Below are 17,745 nucleotides of genomic sequence, written 5' to 3'. Positions count from 1 at the left end.
ACGATCTGCATCATTGCGCGAAGCCGCCGGAACCCCGATGTTGGTGTGATGAAAGCGGCGGTCACCGCGGTCCTCGGGCCGACCAACACGGGCAAGACCCATCTCGCCGTCGAGCGGATGTGCGCGCATTCCAGCGGGATCATGGGCTTTCCGCTGCGGCTGCTGGCGCGCGAGGTCTACGATCGGGTCGTCCGGCTGAAGGGACCGGAACAGGTCGCGCTGGTGACGGGGGAGGAAAAGATCGTTCCCCCCAACGCGCGCTGGTATTTGTGCACGGCGGAATCGATGCCCGAGCATGACGCCGCCTTCGTCGCGCTCGACGAGGCGCAGCTCGGCACCGATGCCGAGCGCGGCCATGTCTTCACCGACCGCCTGCTGCGTCGGCGCGGGCGCGAGGAGACGATGATCCTCGGCTCCGAAGCCTTGAGGCCGATGATCCGCGATCTGGTGCCCGATGCCGAGATCATCGGCCGGCCGCGCTTTTCCCGCCTGACCTATGCGGGCGCCAAGAAGATCAGCCGGTTGCCCAAGCGATCGGCGATCGTCGCGTTCAGCGCCGAGGAAGTCTATGCCGTCGCCGAGATGCTGCGGCGCCTGCGCGGCGGCGCGGCGGTGGTGATGGGGGCGCTGTCGCCGCGGACGCGCAACGCGCAGGTCGCGATGTTCCAGGCGGGTGAGGTCGACTATCTGGTCGCCACCGACGCGATCGGCATGGGACTCAACATGGACGTGGCGCACGTCGCCTTCGCCAGCCTCCACAAGTTCGACGGGCGGCGCAACCGGCGGCTGACGGTCGCCGAGATGGCGCAGATCGCCGGGCGAGCCGGGCGGCACCAGCGCGACGGCACGTTCGGCGCGGTGACCGAAGAGGGGCCGGGCGCGTTCCTGCCCGAAGAGGTGTTCGCGATCGAGGAACATCGCTTTCCGCCGATCGAGCACCTCTACTGGCGCAACGGCGAGCCCGATGTCTCCAGCATCGATGCGCTGATCGCCAGCCTGGAGCGGCGGCCGGAGCCGGGCGTGCTGCTGCCTGCGCCGCCGGCGACCGACCTGCTCGTGCTCAAGCGGCTGGCGGACGAGGCCTGGGTGCGCGAGCGGGCGCGGGGGCCTGCGATGGTCAAGCGGCTGTGGGCGGCGTGCGGCCTGCCCGATTTCCGGAAAGTGGGCATCGACCCGCACGCCCGCTTCGTCAGCCGCATCTTCGGCCACCTGTCGGAGGGGCGGATGGTGGTGCCCAACCAATGGTTCGCCGACGAGGTGACGCGGCTCGACACGATCGCGGGCGATGTCGAGACGATCGCCGGACGGATCGCGGCGATCCGCAGCTGGGCCTATATCGCGCAGCGCGCGGACTGGCTCGCCGACCCGGCGCAGGCGGCCGAACGCACCCGCGCGATCGAGGAGCGGCTGTCCGACGGCCTGCACGCCAGCCTGACCCAGCGCTTCGTCGACAAGCGCACCACCGCGCTGATCCGCCAGATCGGCGCGGACGCCAGCCTGCTGCCGGTGACGATCGGCGCGGAGGGCGAGGTGCTGGTGGAGGAGCATGCGATCGGGCGCCTCGACGGGTTCCGCTTCACCGTCGATCCCGCCGCGCGCGCCGCCGATCGCCGGCTGCTGCTCGCCGCGGCGGAGAAACGGCTGGCGGGCGAGCGCAGCCGCCGCGCCGAGGCGCTGGTTTCGGCGGAGGACGCGGCGTTCACGGTCAGCGGACCGGCCATCCTGTGGAACGGACATGGCGTCGCCGATCTGAAGCCCGGTCCGTCGCTGGCGCGCCCGCAGGTGACGCTGCATCGCGACCTCGACTGCCTCGCCAAGCCGCAGCGCGAGGCGGTGCGCGAGCGGCTGATGCGGTGGCTGGGCGGCATGGTCGCGCGCCACGTGCCGGTGCTGGCGGCGCTCGCCGAAGCGGCACGCGATCCGGCGGCGACACCGGGCCTGCGGGTGGTGGCGGGCGAGCTGGAGGCGGCGGGCGGCCTGGCGCCGCGGCTCGCCCTGCGTGAGGCGGTGGATGCGCTGTCGCCCGACGAGCGCAAGCGGCTGCGGCGGATCGGCATCACGATCGGCGCACTCGACCTGTTCGATCCGCGGCTGATGAAGCCGGCCGCGGCGCGCTGGCGGCAGGCGCTGCTGGCGGTGCGGGGGCAGTCGACCGATCTGCCGCGCGAGGGCGCGACCGTCCTGCCGCGCGGTGCGCCGGGCGCGCGGATCGCCACCGGTTTCCGCCCGCTCGCCGCCCAGGCGGTGCGCGTCGACCTGGTCGAGCGGATCGCACGCGCCGCGCATGATGCGCGGCAGGGCAGGAAGCCCTTTGCCCCCGATCCGGCGCTCGCCACCTCGATGGGGGTGGAGCCGGCGACCTTCGAGCGGCTGATGGCGGAGCTGGGGTTCCGCACCGTCCGGGCGGGCGGGGAACAGGCGGCCGCCTGGATCTGGCAGGGGCGGCGGGCGCCGCGCCGTGACGATCGTCCCGCGCCGCCGCCGACCGGCGCGTTCGCGGCGCTCGCGGCGTGGGGGAATCTCGAGAAGAATCATGGCTGAACCGACGATGCGCCTCGACCGCTTCCTGTGGTTCGCGCGGCTGGTGAAGACGCGCGACCGGGCGCAGGAGCTTGCATGCGAGGGGCGGCTGCGGATCGACGGGCGGCCGATCGACCGTGCGCATGCACCGGTCAGGGTCGGCAATATCCTGACCTTCGCACAAGGGCCGCGGGTGCGGGTGCTGCGGATCGAGGCGCTGCCGGCGCGGCGCGGACCCGCTCCCGAAGCGCAGGGTTGCTACCAGGAACTGGTTGCAAACGTCTCGCAACCGCCCGCCTCCGATTGACGCGGAGAGGAACGCGGCATAGCAGCCTCGCGTTCATACCCGGTTCGCTCCGTCGCAACCGTGCCAAAGGCCGCAAGGAACTCCCATGACCTACGTCGTCACCGATGCCTGCATCCGCTGCAAGTATATGGATTGCGTCGAGGTCTGTCCGGTCGACTGCTTCTATGAAGGCGAGAACATGCTCGTCATCAACCCCAGCGAATGCATCGACTGCGGCGTGTGCGAGCCCGAATGCCCGGCCGAGGCGATCCTGCCCGATACCGAGAGCGGACTGGAGCAGTGGCTGGAGCTCAACACCACCTTCTCCGCGCAATGGCCCAACGTCACGCGCAAGCTGGACCAGACGCCGCCCGACGCCGATGCGATGAAGGGCGTCGAGGGCAAGTACGACAAGTTCTTCTCGCCCGAGCCCGGCACCGGCGACTGAGTGGGTCGGGGCGCGGGCGCGGCGACGGCCAAAAGCCCTGATAAGGCAGCGTATCTGTCTCATCCACGCTGGTAATTTTGTTGCGAACGTGTTAAAAGGGTCCACGACGGGCGCGATGCGTCGCGCCCGTCGATGACGTTCGTACCAACCATCCTCGTCGGTCCTGTTCGGCGGCCTGCCGCCAGAGGGATCGTCCGCGACGAGCGATGCGACCTGAGAAAGGCCCGTTCATGGCTGCCAAGGCATTGTCCTTCGATGTCGGTGATTACGTTGTTTATCCGAAGCATGGTGTCGGCCGTGTGATCGAACTGCAGAAGCAGGAGATCGCCGGGACCAGCCTGGAGCTGTACGTGCTCCGCTTCGAAAAGGAGCGCATGACGCTGCGCGTTCCCACCAACAAGGCCGAGTCGGTCGGCATGCGCAAGCTGTCGTCGGACAAGACGATGCGCGAGGCGATGGAGACGCTGAAGGGCAAGCCCAAGGTCAAGCGCACCATGTGGTCGCGCCGCGCGCAGGAATATGAAGCGAAGATCAACTCGGGCGACCTCGCGTCGATCGCCGAGGTGGTCCGCGACCTGTTCCGCGCCGACGACCAGCCCGAGCAGAGCTATTCGGAGCGCCAGATCTTCGAAGCGGCATGCAGCCGCCTCGCCCGCGAACTGGCGGCGATGGAAGAGATCGACGAGCCCAAGGCGCAGGAGAAGATCCTCGATATCCTCCGCGCCGCTGCGGCGATCTACAACAAGGAGAAGGTGCCGGCCTGACGCCTGGCGCCACATCCGGTGATACGAAGGGGCGGCTCCGCGAGGGGCCGCCTTTTTCGTTGGGGCACCCGTCCTTTTCGGTCCGAGCCATGTTTACAAGTGTAGACGATGCGGCTTACCATCCGCCTGCACCAGCAGAGGATTTGCCCCATGAAGCCGCTCGCGCTCGTCCTGATCCCCGTCCTTGCCACCGCCGCGCTCGCGGCCGAGCGTGACAAGGGGCCGGGGATCGCCGGCCAGCCGCAAGGCGGCGGCTACAGCTATCGGGCGCGGGGGTTCGACGCGGTCAGCCTGTCGGGCGGCGCGCGGGTGATCGTGGAAACGGGGCCAGCCTTTGCCGTGCACGCGGACGGCCCCGCCGCGGCCTTCACCAATTTCCGCGTCGCGCAGAACGGACGCACGCTGGAGGTCGGCCGCCGCTACGAAGGGCGACCGGAGAACCCGCTGGAGCGCCGCATCGTCGTCCATGTCGCCTTGCCGGCGCTGACCGCGGCGAGCGTCGGCGGATCGGGCAGCATGGTGGTCGACCGCGCTGCGGGCCAGCGCTTCGCCGGATCGGTCGGCGGATCGGGATCGCTGCGCATCGCGCGACTCGATGCGCAATCCGTCGACCTGAGCGTCGGGGGATCGGGCGAGGCCGTCGCGGCGGGCAGCGTGGCGGCGCTGGAGGCGAACGTCGGCGGATCGGGTTCGATCGCGGCGCCGGGCTTGCGGGCGGCGCGCGCATCGGTGTCGGTCGGCGGATCGGGCAGCGTCCGCGCCGCGGTGGCGGGGCCGGCCGACGTCTCGATGGCGGGCAGCGGCACCGTGGACCTCGGCGCGCAGGCGCGTTGCCGGGTAAGCAAGGTCGGCAGCGGCACGGTACGCTGCAGCCGCTGACGCGACATTGTCCGCCGCGCTTTCGTGTGTTAGTTTGGCAATACACGAAGGAGGAACGGGCGATGCACGGCACGGGGCGTACGGTGGGTCTGGCGATGCTGGCGGCGGTGGCGGTCGGCGGCTGTTCGATCGGCAACGACGACGGGCCGGGGATCGCGCCCACGGGCAGCGGCACGACCCGCAGCTATGCGGCGGACGGGTTCAGCAAGATCGAACTCGCCGGCAGCGACGATGTCGACGTGCGCGCCGGCACCGCCTTCTCCGTCCGGGCCGAGGGGCCTGCGGACGAACTCGACCAGCTGCGCATCGCCCGTGACGGCGACACGCTGTCGATCGGCCGCAGGCATCGCGCCTTCGGCTGGGGCCGTCACGACAAGGTGAAGGTGTTCGTGACGCTGCCGCGCCTCGCGGAGGCGAGCATCGCCGGGTCCGGCACGATGGCGGTCGACCGGATCGAAGGCGGATCGTTCGAGGGCAATATCGCCGGATCGGGCGACCTCAACATCGCCGCGCTGGCCGTGGACGAGGCGGAGGTGTCGATCGCCGGATCGGGCAACGTGCGCGCCGGCGGCGCGGTGAAGCGGCTGGAGGTCGATGTCGCCGGATCGGGCAGCTTCGATGCCGCCGGCCTGCGCGCGGAGCGGGCCGAGGTGACCGTCGCCGGTTCGGGCGACGTGCGGGCCGCGGTCGCCGGCGAGGCCAAGGTCGAGCTGATGGGATCGGGCGACGTCGATCTCGGCGCGCAGGCGCGCTGCCGCGTGTCGAAGACGGGATCGGGCTCGGTGCGCTGCGGCACTCGGTAAGCCGGCATCGTGCCCTTGCCGCGACGCGCCGGGGATGCGAGGCTGACGGCATGGTTCGTCTGATCGCGCTGCTGCTGCTCATCCTGCCCGCCGCGGCCTCTGCGGCGGAGCGCCGCGTGGCGCTCGGCAGCTTCGAGCGGCTGCGGGTCCAGGGCGCGTTCGACGTGACGGTGACGACGGGCGGATCGCCGGGAGCGACGGTGATCGGCGATTCCGGCGCGATCGGCGATGTCGACCTGCACGCCGAGGGCATGACGCTAACCGTGCGCGGCACGAGCAGCGGCCGCTGGGGCGAACAGCCGTCGAGCGGCAGGACGACGCCGATCCGGATCGTGCTGACCACGCCGCGCCTCGCGAGCGTCACGATGATCGGCGGCAGCCGCGTCGCGGTGTCGCGGCTGGCGGCGCCGCGCATGGAGGTGACCGCCAGCGGCTCGGGCGGCATCGCCGTCGCGGCGATCGACGGCGACCAGATCGCCGTGCAGCTGGTCGGCGAAAGCAATGTCAGCGTCGCCGGCCGCGTCGCGACCGCGCGGCTGCTGGCCAATGGGGCGGGGACGATCGACGCCGCCGGGCTGGATGCGGGCGACCTTACCGCGCATCTCGAAGGGCTGGGGACGATCGCGGCGCGGGCGCGCTATACGGCACAGGTGTCGAGCAGCGGCTTGGGCACAGTGACGGTCGCCGGACGCCCCAAATGCCGGGTCACCGCCGCGGCGGGCGCGCCGGTGACCTGCGGTTCGGGGAGCTAGCGGCTGAGCGTCGGTTGGGTCGATGCTCGCCGTGTGCCTTGAGCGTGTCGAAGGGTGTGAGTCTCACCTGTGCTTCGACAGGCTCAGCACGAACGGATGTGGAGCGAGCCGATCAGATCAGCGCCAGTTCGGCGAGTTTGCCGACCAGCGCGGGCGGCATGGCGGCGAGGCCGTCCGCTTCGCCGCCGAGATCGAGCGGGGCGTCGGCGGCCTCCAGGTAGCGCCAGCCCTGGTGCGCGCGCTTGGGGCGGGCCTGCACCAGCACCAGTGCCGGATCGATATGGATGGCGACGCGGCCGCCCTCCGCCTCGCCGAAGCCCAGGATGGGGGATCGCGCGACGAGCTGGTGCTTGAGGATCCAGAACAGCGAGCCCCGGCCGGCGACCTCCTCGTGCCGCTTGGGCAGGTAGCGGGTGGTCAGGAACACGGGGCCGTCCTGCGCCCGCAGCTGGAGGCGTTCGGCAAGATGATCGGCGCTGGTCGCGCCGAAGGCCACTTTCGTCAGGTGCAGCATCGGGTCGCCGATGTGGGTGGACTGCCCAGCCGCCGCAAGGCGGTCAAGCGCCCAGCCGCCGCAAGGTGGTCAGCCGCTCAAGCCCCAGACGGTGGCGAGGCCGAGGAAGGAGAAGAAGCCCATCACGTCGGTGGCAGTGGTGACGAACACCGCGGAGGACACCGCCGGGTCGACGTTCGCCTTGTCGAGCGCGACCGGCACGACGACGCCGACCAGCCCGGCGACGATGCTGTTGATCATCATCGCGATGGCGAACACGATCGACAGTTGCAGGTTGCCGAGGATCACCCAGCTGCCGATCGCCCCGACCAGGCCGAGCGCCACGCCGTTGCACAGCGCGATGCGGAATTCGCGGAACAGCATGCGCACGGTGTTGGAACTGGTCAGCTGGTTGGTGGCGAGCGCGCGCACCACCACCGCGAGCGTCTGCGTACCGGCATTGCCGCCCAGCGCCGAGACGATCGGCATCAGCGCGGCGAGCAGCGCGAAGCGCGCGATCTCGCCCTGGAAGATGCCGACCACCGAGGCGGAGAGGATCGTCGCGCCCAAATTGACGACCAGCCAGGCGACGCGGCTGCGCACGGTCAGCCGGATCGGTTCGTTGATGTCGCCTTCGCCCGCGCCCGACAGGCGCAGCGCGTCCTCGCCCGCCTCCTGCTGGATGATGTGGACGATGTCGTCGACGGTGATCATGCCGACGAGCCGATCGGAGGCATCGACCACCGCGGCGCTGATGAGCGCATATTTCTGGAAGCGGAGCGCGACCTCCTCCTGATCCATGTCGACCGGGATCAGCGTCTGTTCGCGCTTCATCACGTCCGCCATCGCGATCTCGGGCGGGGTGCGCAGGATCCACGACAATTGGCAGGTGCCGACCGGATGGTGGCCGGCATCGACGACGAACACCTCCCAGAAATCGGTGGTCAGTTCCTCGTGGTGGCGCAGGAAGTCGATCGTGTCGCCGACCGTCCAATGGTCCGGCACCGCGATCAGCTCGCGCTGCATCAGGCGGCCGGCGGTTTCCTCGGGGTAGGACAGCGCTTCCTCGATCGCGGCACGATCGTCGGGGTCGAGGGCGCGCAGCACCGCGCGCTGGTCCGCTTCCTCCATGTCCTCGATGATCGCGACGGCATCGTCGGTATCGAGTTCGGAGGCGAGATCGGCGACCTCGGTCGGGGTCAAGGCATCGATCAGGTCCTCGCGGACGTAATCGTTCATCTCCGCGAAGACGTCGGCGTCGAGCAGGTCCTTGAGCGCCTTGGCGAGGATGCCGCGATCCTCGTGCGGGGTCAGCTCGAACAGGTCGGCGATATCGGCGGGATGCAGCGGCTCGACCAGCGCGCGCGCCGCTTCGTCGTCGCCCTCGTGCGCGGCATCGAGCACCGCGTCGACGAATTCGGGGCGCAGCCGGTCGTCCTCGTCCAGCTCGTCCTGCTCGGGCGCGGGCGCCTCGGGAAGTTCGGTCTCGCTCATCGCTGCCTCCTCCCGGCGTGGATCCGGGGGCGCTCTACCGCGCTGCGGCAGGAATGGCCACACCCGGAAATTTGCCCTTCGCCATCGGCGACACTACCTGCCCGTCACCACAAGAGGACAGATCATGGCCGATACCTTCAACACCCTGACGCTGACGCTGGATGACGGCGACGTGACGATCAAGCTGCGCCCCGACCTGGCGCCCAACCACGTCCAGCGCATCGGCGAACTGGCGAACGAGGGCTTCTACGACGGCGTGCCCTTTCACCGCGTGATTCCGGGCTTCATGGCGCAGGGCGGCGACGGTGGCCGCGGCGATGGCACCGGCGGGTCGAGCAAGCCGAACCTCCGCCAGGAGTTCAACGCGGAGCCGCATGTGCGCGGCGTGTGCTCGATGGCGCGCACCAGCGATCCGAATTCGGCCAACAGCCAGTTCTTCATCGTGTTCGACGACGCGCGCTTCCTCGACAACCAATATACGGTGTGGGGCGAAGTGACCGACGGCATGGAGCTGATCGACGCGCTGCCCAAGGGCGAGCCGCCGCGCAACCCGGGCAAGATCGTCAAGGCGAAGGCGGAGTAACAACGGTAATTCCTCCCCGGCACGGGGAGGGGGACCGCGCCGCAGGCGTGGTGGAGGGGCAGCCGCGGGCGTTGCGCTACTTGGCTGCCCCTCCGTCAGCGCTGGCGCGCTGCCACCTCCCCGTACCGGGGAGGACCTGGTTGTTCAGACTTCGCCCAGGGTCCGGATCAGCCAGTCGTGGAACATGCGGACCGGCCGCTGTTGCAGCGCGCGCGGGCGGCAGACGAACCAATAGCTGTACGGGCTCTCGACCACGATATCGAACAGGCGGACCAGCCGCGGGTCGCGGGCGTCCTGGAAATGGCTTTCGTGCATGAAGGCGACGCCGAGGCCCTGCGCCGCCGCCTCCAGCATCAGTGCACCCGAATCGAAATAGTCGATCGCCAGCGGCTCGATGCCGGGATCGATCCCCGCCGCCTCGCGCCAGGCGGTGAAATTGTCGGGCATTTCCCGGTGGATCAGGGCGGTGAGGCCGGTGAGCTGTTCCGGGCGGGTGATCGGGTCCGGCCCCTCCAGCAACGTCCTTGCACCGATGACATACACCGAATTGCGATCGAGTCGCTTGGCGTAGAGCGTCGGATCGATCTCGCGCGACAGGGCGATCACCGCGTCCAGGCCCTCGCCGAGACGGGCGACGCCATGGCCGGCGGTGTCGATGTCGAGGTGGAGTTCGGGATGCGCCGCACGCAATTCGCCGAGTCGCGGGAACAGCCGCTGCGAGGCGAACAGCGGGAGGATGCCGAGCCGCAGGCGCAGCACCTCGACCGTGCCGGTCATCGCCTCGACCGCGTCGGACATGCTGTCGAGCACCGGCGCGATCAGGCCGAGCAGGCGCTCGCCGTCGGCATTGAGGACCATCGCCTGGTGGCGCCGTTCGAACAGCGGGCGGTCGATGAACCGCTCCAGGCTCTGCACGCGGCGGCTGAGGGCGGGCGCGGACAGCGCCAGTTCGGCGGCGGCGGCCTTGACGGAGCCCAGGCGGGCGACCTGGACGAAGGCTTCGATCGCACCCAGCGGTGGCAGCCTGCGCATGACGATCCTCCCTCTGGCCTGGGGGCGCGGTGGCGCCGACCTGTGTTAACGCGTGCAGATTGTGCAATCGTATCGCATCTTTTCGCACTTGCAACATAAAGCTGCCAAGGACAGAAGGAACGGGCCTTTCAGGCATCCTCTCCTAAAAACTTTCACGGGCTGGCTCCTTCGGGACCGGCCCTTTTTTTGTCCGTCGGTCGGCGGGTTGGCCGTGGCGGCGCCGGAACCCGCATCCTATCTCGCGCGCTTCGAACGCGTTGCCGCGAGGATCCGAGTTGATGGCCGATACCGATACCCCCACCCGCAAGATCCAGGTGGCAAACAGCCGGGCCGAGGATTCCGGCCGCGGCCTCGCGCATCTGCCGCGCAGCCTGATGGCGGCGATCGGCGTCGGCGAAGGCGACGTGGTGGAGATCGTCGGCAAGCAATCGACGCCGGCGCGCGCGGTCGGCCCCTATCCGGAGGACGAGGGGATCGAGGTGCTGCGCATCGACGGCCTGCAACGCGCCAATGCCGGCGTCGGCGCGGGCGACTTCGTCGAGGTGCGCAAGGTCGAATCGAAGCCGGCGACGCGCGTCGTCTTCGCACCGGCGCAGGCGAACCTGCGCCTGCAGGGCCAGCCGCAGGCGCTGAAGCGGACCTTCTTCGGGCGACCCTTGTGCCAGGGCGACGTGGTCGCGACCGCCGGCCACCAGCGCGTCGGCAACATGCCGCCGGGCATCCAGCAGTTCATGAACGCGCCGGCCTATGCCTTGCAGGAGATCCGCCTGGCGGTGGTGTCGGCGAGCCCCAAGGGCATCGTCCATATCGACGAGAATACCGAGATCGAGCTGCGGCCCGAATATGAGGAGCCGACGCAGCGGCGCGCCGACGTCACCTATGACGATATCGGTGGCATGGCGGGCACGATCGACCAGCTGCGCGAGATGGTGGAGCTGCCGCTGCGCTATCCCGAGCTGTTCCAGCGCCTCGGCGTCGATCCGCCCAAGGGGCTGCTGCTCTACGGGCCGCCGGGCACCGGCAAGACGCGGCTGGCGCGTGCGGTGGCCAACGAATCGGATGCGTCGTTCTTCCTCATCAACGGGCCGGAGATCATGGGCTCCGCTTATGGCGAGTCCGAAGGGCGGCTGCGCGAGATCTTCGAGGAAGCGGCTAAGTCGGCGCCGTCGATCGTCTTCATCGACGAGATCGATTCGATCGCGCCCAAGCGCGGCAACGTGCAGGGCGAGGCGGAAAAGCGCGTCGTCGCGCAGCTGCTCACCCTGATGGACGGGCTGGAGGCGCGCGCCAACCTCGTCGTCATCGCCGCGACCAACCGGCCGGAGGCGATCGACGAGGCGCTGCGTCGGCCCGGCCGCTTCGACCGCGAGATCGTCGTCGGCGTGCCGGACGAGCGCGGGCGGCGCGAGATCCTGGGCATCCATACCCGCGGCATGCCGCTGGGCGACCGCGTCGACCTCGCCGAACTGGCGCGGACCACCTATGGCTTCGTCGGTGCCGACCTTGCCGCGCTGACCCGCGAGGCGGCGATCGAGGCGGTGCGGCGGATCATGCCGCGGCTCAACCTCGAAGAGCGGACGATCCCGCCCGAGGTGCTCGATACCTTATCGGTGACGCGCGAGGATTTCCTGGAGGCGCTGAAGCGCGTCCAGCCTTCCGCGATGCGCGAGGTGATGGTGGAGGCGCCGCGGGTGCGCTGGGAGGACGTCGGCGGCCTCGACGCGGCGCAGAACCGGTTGAAGGAGGGCGTCGAGCTGCCGCTCAAGGACCCCGATGCCTTCCGCCGGCTCGGCATCCGCCCGGCCAAGGGCTTCCTGCTCTACGGGCCGCCGGGAACGGGCAAGACGCTGCTCGCCAAGGCGGTGGCGCGCGAGGCGGAGGCAAATTTCATCGCCACCAAATCCTCCGACCTCCTGAGCAAATGGTATGGCGAGAGCGAGCAGCAGATCAGCCGGCTGTTCGCGCGGGCGCGGCAGGTGGCGCCGACGGTGATCTTCATCGACGAACTCGACAGCCTCGTCCCCGCGCGCGGCGGTGGCCTGGGGGAGCCGCAGGTGACCGAACGCGTCGTCAACACCATCCTTGCCGAGATGGACGGGCTGGAGGAGCTGCAATCGGTGGTGGTGATCGGCGCGACCAACCGGCCGAACCTGGTCGACCCGGCGCTGCTGCGGCCGGGGCGGTTCGACGAGCTGATCTACGTCGGCGTGCCCAATGCCGAGGGGCGGCGACGCATCCTCGCGATCCAGACGCAGAAGATGCCGCTCGACCGCGACGTCGACCTCGACGCAGTGGCGCGGCGGACCGATCGCTTCACCGGTGCCGATCTGGAGGATGTGGTACGGCGTGCGGGCCTCGTCGCGCTGCGCCGGTCGTTGCAATCGACCCACGTCACCATGGCGGATTTCGAAGAGGCGCTGACCGAATCGCGGGCAAGCGTGACGCCGGAGATGGAAAAGGACTACGAGCAGATCGCCGCGCGGCTAAAGCAGGATGCCGCCGCGATCCAGCCGATCGGGTTCGCCTTTCCGAAGAGAGGGGACGCATAGCAATCCTCCCCGGAACGGGGAGGGGGACCGCCCGGCGCAGCCGGGTGGTGGAGGGACAGCCCCAAGCGACGTCGCGTGCGGCTGCCCCTACGCCAGCACCGGCGCGCTGCCACCTCCCCGTACCGGGGAGGATCTACGCGCGTTCCTTGAGCGTGGCCCAGGCGTAGCCGAACAGCAGCAGCAGGGCGGCGGCGGCAGCCAGATACGGCAGTGGCCGCGCGATCTCGTACAGGCCGACGCCGATCGACGGGCCGAGCACGAAGCTGGCGCCGTTGACGCTGGTCACCTTGCCCGCGACCGAGCCTTGTGCGGCGGGACCGACCGCGAGGCTGGAGCCGGCGGTGAAGCCCGGCCGGGTGAAGCCGAAGCCCAGGTTGGCGAGCGCATAGGCGGTGGCGATGCCGTAGAGCGAGGTCGCGATGCCGGTGAGCACGACGCCCGCCGCCGCCAGCACCAGCCCGACCAGCACCAGCCGCCGCGGGCTGAGCCCGAGCAGCGGGATCACGCCCCATTGCACCAGCAGCGCCGCGCCCGCGCCCATCATCAGCACGATGCCGGTCGGCTCCAGCGCCTGCGCCGGCGGGATCGCCAGCCGGTCGATGACCAGGAACCCGATCGCCTGGCTGGTCATCGCCTGGGCGTGGCCCATGACGAGGCCGGCGATCATCCAGCCGCGCACGCGGGCGTCGAGATAGCCGATATGTTCGACGTGCGGCTCGGTCGCGGCGGTGACGGTGGCGCCGGTCGGGGCGCCGCCGATCGACGGATAGGCGGAGGAGGCGCCGTGCGCGCGCGTGCCGCCGAGGCGATCGTCGGGCAGCATCGTGCGCACGGTGATCCACACCGCGACGCCGAACACCGCGAAGACGAAGGCCGGGCCGGCAAGGCCGATCTCGATCCGCCCGACGCTGCCGAGCAGCAGATAGGGCGCGATCGCCGGCCCCAGGATGGTGCCGAGGCCGAAGGCGCTGGCGAGCAGCGTCAGCGCCTTGGTGCGATCCTCGCGCGTCGTCTCACCGGCGACGAGTGCCTGCACCGCGGGCGGCGCGGCCGAGCCGAAGGTGCCGTAGATCAGCCGGCCGCCGATGAAGAGCAGGAAGGCCGTGGTGCCGCCGATCCAGCCGTTGATCCCGGCGGCGAGGAACAGCCCGCACAGGCTGAGCGACACCGCGAAGCCGCCGACGCCGAGCAGGATCATCGTCCGCCGGCCGTGGCGGTCCGACCGGTTCGCCCAGAACGGCGCGGCGAGCACCCACAGCAGGGCGGACAGGGAGAATGCCGCCGCCACCGCGCGGTCGGCGACGCCGAGCGAGCGGCCGAGCGCAGGCAGGATCGATTGCAGCGCGGTATTGCCCGCCGCGATCGTCAGCATGACGAGGAACATCAGCGCAAAGCGGCGATCCATGACGCTGGCCGTCCGTGTCATGCGCGGTTCCAGTCATAGGCGCGGGTGACCGTGCAGACGGTGACGCGATAGCTGTCGTACCATCGCCGCCGCCCGGCCTCGCGGATCGCGACGTGATCGGGCTGATCGCGCCAGGCGAGCGCCGCCGCGTCATCCGCCCAATAGCTGACGGTGATTCCCGCCCCGTCGGCGCCGCGCGCGCTCTCGATCCCGCGATAACCCGGCTGACGGGCGGCGAGCCTTTCCATCGCGATCGCCGCCGCGTCATAGCCGGCCGCGTCGTCGCCGTTGCGCACGGATGCGAAGATCACCGCGGTTTCGCCTTGCCGTTGCCCCATGCGCCTGTCCCTTCGCCTCCCTCCTAAGCGTCTCCGATCGCAGGGCAAGCGGGGGTTCGCGGTGCTTCGCTGCGATGAACCGCATCCTTTTACGCAACCGCACGTCTTGAAACGCGTTCCGGAAACGTGGCACGGGGTGTCACCCGCATGCCCACGCGGGACGATCACGCGAAAACGACAGGAAACCGATGCCGAGTTCGACCACCGCCGCCAGGCGCCGTACCCGTCCTGCTGGCGTGCCGAGCCCGGTGGCGATGTTCTTCCAGGGCTTTCTGAAGCACCCGGTGATGGTCGGATCGATCATCCCGTCGTCCGACAAGCTGATCCGCAAGATGCTGGCGCCGGTCGACTGGGGCGCATGCAAGCTGTTCGTGGAATATGGCCCGGGGGTCGGCACCTTCTGCCGCCCGATCCTGGAGCGGATGGCACCCGATGCGATGCTGATCGCGATCGACACCAATGCCGACTTCATCCGCTACCTCGACCATACGATCACCGATTCGCGCTTCGTCGCAGTGGAGGGATCGGCGGCGGACGTGGAGCGGATCGTGCGCGAACATGGCCACGACCATGCGGACTACATCCTGTCCGGCCTGCCCTTCTCGACGCTGCCGGCGGGCATCGGCCCGGCGATCGCATCGGCCACCCATCGGATCATCCGCACCGGCGGCGCGTTCCTCGTCTATCAATTCTCGCCCAAGGTGAAGGACTTCCTCACCCCGCACTTCCAGATGATCGACCATGACATGGAATGGTGGAACGTCCCGCCGGCCCAGCTCTATTGGGCATGGAAGGATTGATCGTCAAAAGGCGTTTAGGCGATCTTTTCGGATAGGTAATAACCCTTATCCTCTTCACATAGGATATCCATTGCGGTAGTGCGTCCGTTATGGACGCACATAAGCTTTCCTCGGCGCTGTTCCTGCACGATGCCGCCATCCGTCGCGGCATGGAACTGATGATCTTCGCGCAGTCGCGTTTCGTGCGCAGTGCGGACGAGAAGCTTGCCGAGATGGGCCTGGGACGTGCGCATCATCGCGCGATGTATTTCATCGCCCGCAAACCCGACATCACCGTCGGCGAACTGCTCACCCTGCTCGGCGTCACCAAACAATCGCTGGGGCGCGTGATGAAGGATCTGGTCGATGGCGGCCTCGTCCAGATGCGTCATGGCGATCTCGACCGTCGCCATCGCCTGCTGCGCCTGACCGCACGCGGTACGGAACTCGAAACCGCGCTCTACCAGGAACAGCGCGAACGGATGGCCAAGGCCTATTCGCATGCCGGCCAGGATGCCGTCGCGGGCTATTGGTCGGTGCTGGAGGCGCTGATCCCCGAGGCAGCGCGCGTCCACGTCGACGCGCTGGGGCGTTGAACCCCGAACGCAGCAACGCCCCCTTGCCGGCTGGCCCGCTGGCGTTAGCATAGGTCATTGTTCCTGCCGGAGATGACCATGCGCCGTCCGTTCCTGTTGCTTTCGTCGATCGCCCTTCTGTCCGTGGGCGTGCATGCGCAGCAGCAGCAGCAGCAGCAGCAGCCGGCGCCGTCGGGCGACATTCCGGCGACCTTCAAGCTGGTCGATACCGCCAACGACTATATCAAGCGCGAAGTGATGATCCCGATGCGCGACGGGACGAAGCTCTATACCGTCATCGTCATCCCCAAGGGCGCGACCAATGCGCCGATCGTGCTGACCCGCACGCCCTACAATGCCAAGGCGCGCGCCAATCGATCGGACAGCGCCTCGATGCTCAACACGCTGCCGCTCGCCGACGAAATGTTCGTGAAGGGCGGCTATATCCGCGTCTATCAGGACATCCGCGGCAAATACGGGTCGGAGGGCGATTACGTGGTGACGCGGCCGGTGATCGGGCCGCTCAATCCGACCAAGGTCGATCATGTCACCGACGCCTATGACACGATCGACTGGCTGGTGAACAAGGCGAACCTGCCGCAATCGAACGGCCGCGTCGGCATGATCGGATCGTCGTACGAGGGGTTCACCGTCGTCATGGCGCTGCTGAACCCGCATCCGGCGCTGAAGGTCGCGGCGCCGGAAAGCCCGATGATCGACGGCTGGATGGGCGACGACTGGTTCCACTATGGCGCGTTCCGGCTCGCCAACATCGCCTGGCTGGGCGGGCAGACCGGCTATAAGGGCGGCGGCACCGTGCCGCCGACGGGCGGCTGGGACGATTACGACAATTTCCGCGAGGTCGGCTCGGCGGGCGATTGGGCGAAGAAGTCGGGCTACGACCAATTGCCCTATTGGACACGCATGTCGCAGCACGCGGCCTATGACGATTTCTGGCAGGGGCAGGCGCTCGACAAGCTGCTCGCCGCCAATCCTTCGAACGTGCCGACGATCTGGGAACAGGGCCTGTGGGACCAAGAGGACATGTACGGCGCGATCACCGCGTGGGAGGCGCTGAAGGCCAAGGGCAAGACGGGCAACAACTTCCTGGTGATGGGGCCATGGCGGCACAGCCAGGTCAATCGTGAGGGGCGCAGCCTGGGGCCGTTCCAGTGGGATGGTGACACCGCGCAACAATTCCGCGAGCAGATGGTGCTGCCGCTGTTCGACCAGTATCTGAAGGACGGGCCGGCCGCGAACCTGCCGCAGGCGGCGATCTACAACACCGGCGAAAACCATTGGGATCGCCTGGGCCAATGGCCGCTCGCGTGCGAAAGCGGCTGCCCGGCGCCGCTGAAGCCGATCTATCTGCAGGCGGACGGCGGCCTCGGCTTCGCGAAGGGCGCGGCGGGCGGCGACAGCTACGTCTCCGATCCCGCCAAGCCGGTGCCGCACCTGCCGCGCCCGGTCAATTTCAAGGACGGGCGCTGGGGCGACTGGCTGGTCAGCGACCAGCGCCATGCCGATGGGCGGCCGGACGTGATGACCTATACGACGCCGGTACTGACCGCCCCGATGCGCGTCTCCGGCGCGCCGATCGCCGACCTCTATGCGGCGACGACCGGCACCGATGGCGACTTCGTGGTCAAGGTGATCGACGTTTTCCCGCCTGAGAATGCGACCGACCCCAAGATGGGCGGATACCAGCTGCCGATCAGCCTCGACATCTTCCGCGGCCGCTATCGCAACAGCTTCGCGAAGCCGAGCGCGATCCCTGCGGGCAAGGTGCAGCATTATCGCTTCCGCCTGCCGACGGTGAACCACGTCTTCCAGCCGGGGCACCGGGTGATGGTGCAGGTGCAGTCCAGCCTGTTCCCGCTCTACGATCGCAATCCGCAGACCTATGTGCCCAACATCTTCTTCGCCAAGCCGGGTGATTACCGGAAGGCGACGGTGACGCTCCGCCGCGGCGGTGACAGCGCCAGCGCGGTGCTGCTGCCGGTGGTGCCGGTGGAGCAGCCGCAGGCACGATAGGGTGGTGCCTC

At 69.1% G+C, this 17,745-nt stretch carries 17 protein-coding genes; 12 read left to right on the top strand and 5 right to left on the bottom strand.

The genetic code is table 11. The features are described 5' to 3' along the window. Nucleotides 1-48 precede the first annotated feature (48 nt). From ACTZQ5_RS02115 to ACTZQ5_RS02085, 7 genes are all read left to right on the top strand, one after another. Complete coding sequence (locus ACTZQ5_RS02115) at nucleotides 49-2,541, top strand: helicase-related protein (protein WP_443583500.1); 2,493 nt, start codon at nucleotides 49-51, stop codon at nucleotides 2,539-2,541. Beyond that, the gene (locus ACTZQ5_RS02110; RefSeq protein ID WP_443583499.1) at nucleotides 2,534-2,827 is read left to right on the top strand and encodes an RNA-binding S4 domain-containing protein; all 294 of its coding nucleotides are present in this window, start codon (nucleotides 2,534-2,536) and stop codon (nucleotides 2,825-2,827) included. Before ACTZQ5_RS02115 ends, ACTZQ5_RS02110 begins: the two co-directional genes overlap by 8 nt. Nucleotides 2,828-2,912: 85 nt before the next feature. Beyond that, nucleotides 2,913-3,254, top strand: a complete 342-nt coding sequence (gene fdxA, locus ACTZQ5_RS02105) for a ferredoxin FdxA (RefSeq protein ID WP_443583498.1) — start codon at nucleotides 2,913-2,915, stop codon at nucleotides 3,252-3,254. A 230-nt stretch (nucleotides 3,255-3,484) separates the two neighbouring features. Then, entirely contained in the window at nucleotides 3,485-4,018 is a 534-nt protein-coding gene (locus ACTZQ5_RS02100; protein ID WP_443583497.1) for a CarD family transcriptional regulator, read from the top strand. A 150-nt stretch (nucleotides 4,019-4,168) separates the two neighbouring features. Then, on the top strand, nucleotides 4,169-4,897 hold the full coding sequence (locus ACTZQ5_RS02095; protein WP_443583496.1) for a GIN domain-containing protein: 729 nt from the start codon (nucleotides 4,169-4,171) through the stop codon (nucleotides 4,895-4,897). 62 nt (nucleotides 4,898-4,959) lie between these two features. After that, complete coding sequence (locus ACTZQ5_RS02090; RefSeq protein WP_443583495.1) at nucleotides 4,960-5,700, top strand: head GIN domain-containing protein; 741 nt, start codon at nucleotides 4,960-4,962, stop codon at nucleotides 5,698-5,700. 50 nt (nucleotides 5,701-5,750) lie between these two features. Further along, nucleotides 5,751-6,452 (top strand): GIN domain-containing protein, encoded by a 702-nt coding sequence (locus tag ACTZQ5_RS02085; RefSeq protein ID WP_443583494.1) that lies wholly within the window; start codon nucleotides 5,751-5,753, stop codon nucleotides 6,450-6,452. A gap of 112 nt (nucleotides 6,453-6,564) precedes the next feature. On the opposite strand, the gene ACTZQ5_RS02080 is transcribed toward ACTZQ5_RS02085, so the two are convergent. Further along, complete coding sequence (locus ACTZQ5_RS02080) at nucleotides 6,565-6,966, bottom strand: DUF1489 family protein (protein WP_443583493.1); 402 nt, start codon at nucleotides 6,964-6,966, stop codon at nucleotides 6,565-6,567. A gap of 69 nt (nucleotides 6,967-7,035) precedes the next feature. Then, complete coding sequence (gene mgtE, locus ACTZQ5_RS02075) at nucleotides 7,036-8,439, bottom strand: magnesium transporter (protein WP_443583492.1); 1,404 nt, start codon at nucleotides 8,437-8,439, stop codon at nucleotides 7,036-7,038. Between the two features lie 124 nt (nucleotides 8,440-8,563). Here mgtE and ACTZQ5_RS02070 point away from each other — a divergent pair, with 124 nt between their 5' ends. Then, entirely contained in the window at nucleotides 8,564-9,022 is a 459-nt protein-coding gene (locus tag ACTZQ5_RS02070; RefSeq protein ID WP_443583491.1) for a peptidylprolyl isomerase, read from the top strand. Between the two features lie 144 nt (nucleotides 9,023-9,166). Here ACTZQ5_RS02070 and ACTZQ5_RS02065 read toward each other — a convergent pair whose 3' ends face one another. Then, complete coding sequence (locus tag ACTZQ5_RS02065) at nucleotides 9,167-10,054, bottom strand: LysR substrate-binding domain-containing protein (RefSeq protein WP_443583490.1); 888 nt, start codon at nucleotides 10,052-10,054, stop codon at nucleotides 9,167-9,169. A 278-nt stretch (nucleotides 10,055-10,332) separates the two neighbouring features. Between ACTZQ5_RS02065 and ACTZQ5_RS02060 the strand changes: the two genes are divergently transcribed. Continuing rightward, nucleotides 10,333-12,603 carry a CDC48 family AAA ATPase gene (locus tag ACTZQ5_RS02060; RefSeq protein WP_443583489.1) on the top strand — a complete coding sequence of 757 codons (2,271 nt, stop codon included), beginning with the start codon at nucleotides 10,333-10,335 and terminating at the stop codon, nucleotides 12,601-12,603. 133 nt (nucleotides 12,604-12,736) lie between these two features. Here ACTZQ5_RS02060 and ACTZQ5_RS02055 read toward each other — a convergent pair whose 3' ends face one another. Together ACTZQ5_RS02055 and ACTZQ5_RS02050 are read right to left on the bottom strand one after the other, a co-directional pair. Next, entirely contained in the window at nucleotides 12,737-14,029 is a 1,293-nt protein-coding gene (locus ACTZQ5_RS02055) for an MFS transporter (RefSeq protein WP_443583488.1), read from the bottom strand. Beyond that, entirely contained in the window at nucleotides 14,026-14,346 is a 321-nt protein-coding gene (locus ACTZQ5_RS02050) for an antibiotic biosynthesis monooxygenase (RefSeq protein ID WP_443583487.1), read from the bottom strand. Before ACTZQ5_RS02050 ends, ACTZQ5_RS02055 begins: the two co-directional genes overlap by 4 nt. Nucleotides 14,347-14,534: 188 nt before the next feature. Between ACTZQ5_RS02050 and ACTZQ5_RS02045 the strand changes: the two genes are divergently transcribed. From ACTZQ5_RS02045 to ACTZQ5_RS02035, 3 genes are all read left to right on the top strand, one after another. Beyond that, nucleotides 14,535-15,146, top strand: a complete 612-nt coding sequence (locus ACTZQ5_RS02045; RefSeq protein WP_443583486.1) for a class I SAM-dependent methyltransferase — start codon at nucleotides 14,535-14,537, stop codon at nucleotides 15,144-15,146. Between the two features lie 89 nt (nucleotides 15,147-15,235). Continuing rightward, entirely contained in the window at nucleotides 15,236-15,721 is a 486-nt protein-coding gene (locus ACTZQ5_RS02040; protein WP_443583485.1) for a MarR family winged helix-turn-helix transcriptional regulator, read from the top strand. A 78-nt stretch (nucleotides 15,722-15,799) separates the two neighbouring features. Then, nucleotides 15,800-17,734 (top strand): CocE/NonD family hydrolase, encoded by a 1,935-nt coding sequence (locus ACTZQ5_RS02035; RefSeq protein WP_443583484.1) that lies wholly within the window; start codon nucleotides 15,800-15,802, stop codon nucleotides 17,732-17,734. Nucleotides 17,735-17,745: the final 11 nt, after the last annotated feature.

This window comes from Sphingomonas cellulosilytica (assembly GCF_052321755.1).
Lineage (GTDB): Bacteria > Pseudomonadota > Alphaproteobacteria > Sphingomonadales > Sphingomonadaceae > Sphingomonas.
The sequence above is the reverse complement of the archived record's forward strand: the minus strand, read 5'-3'. Positions and strand labels throughout refer to the sequence as shown.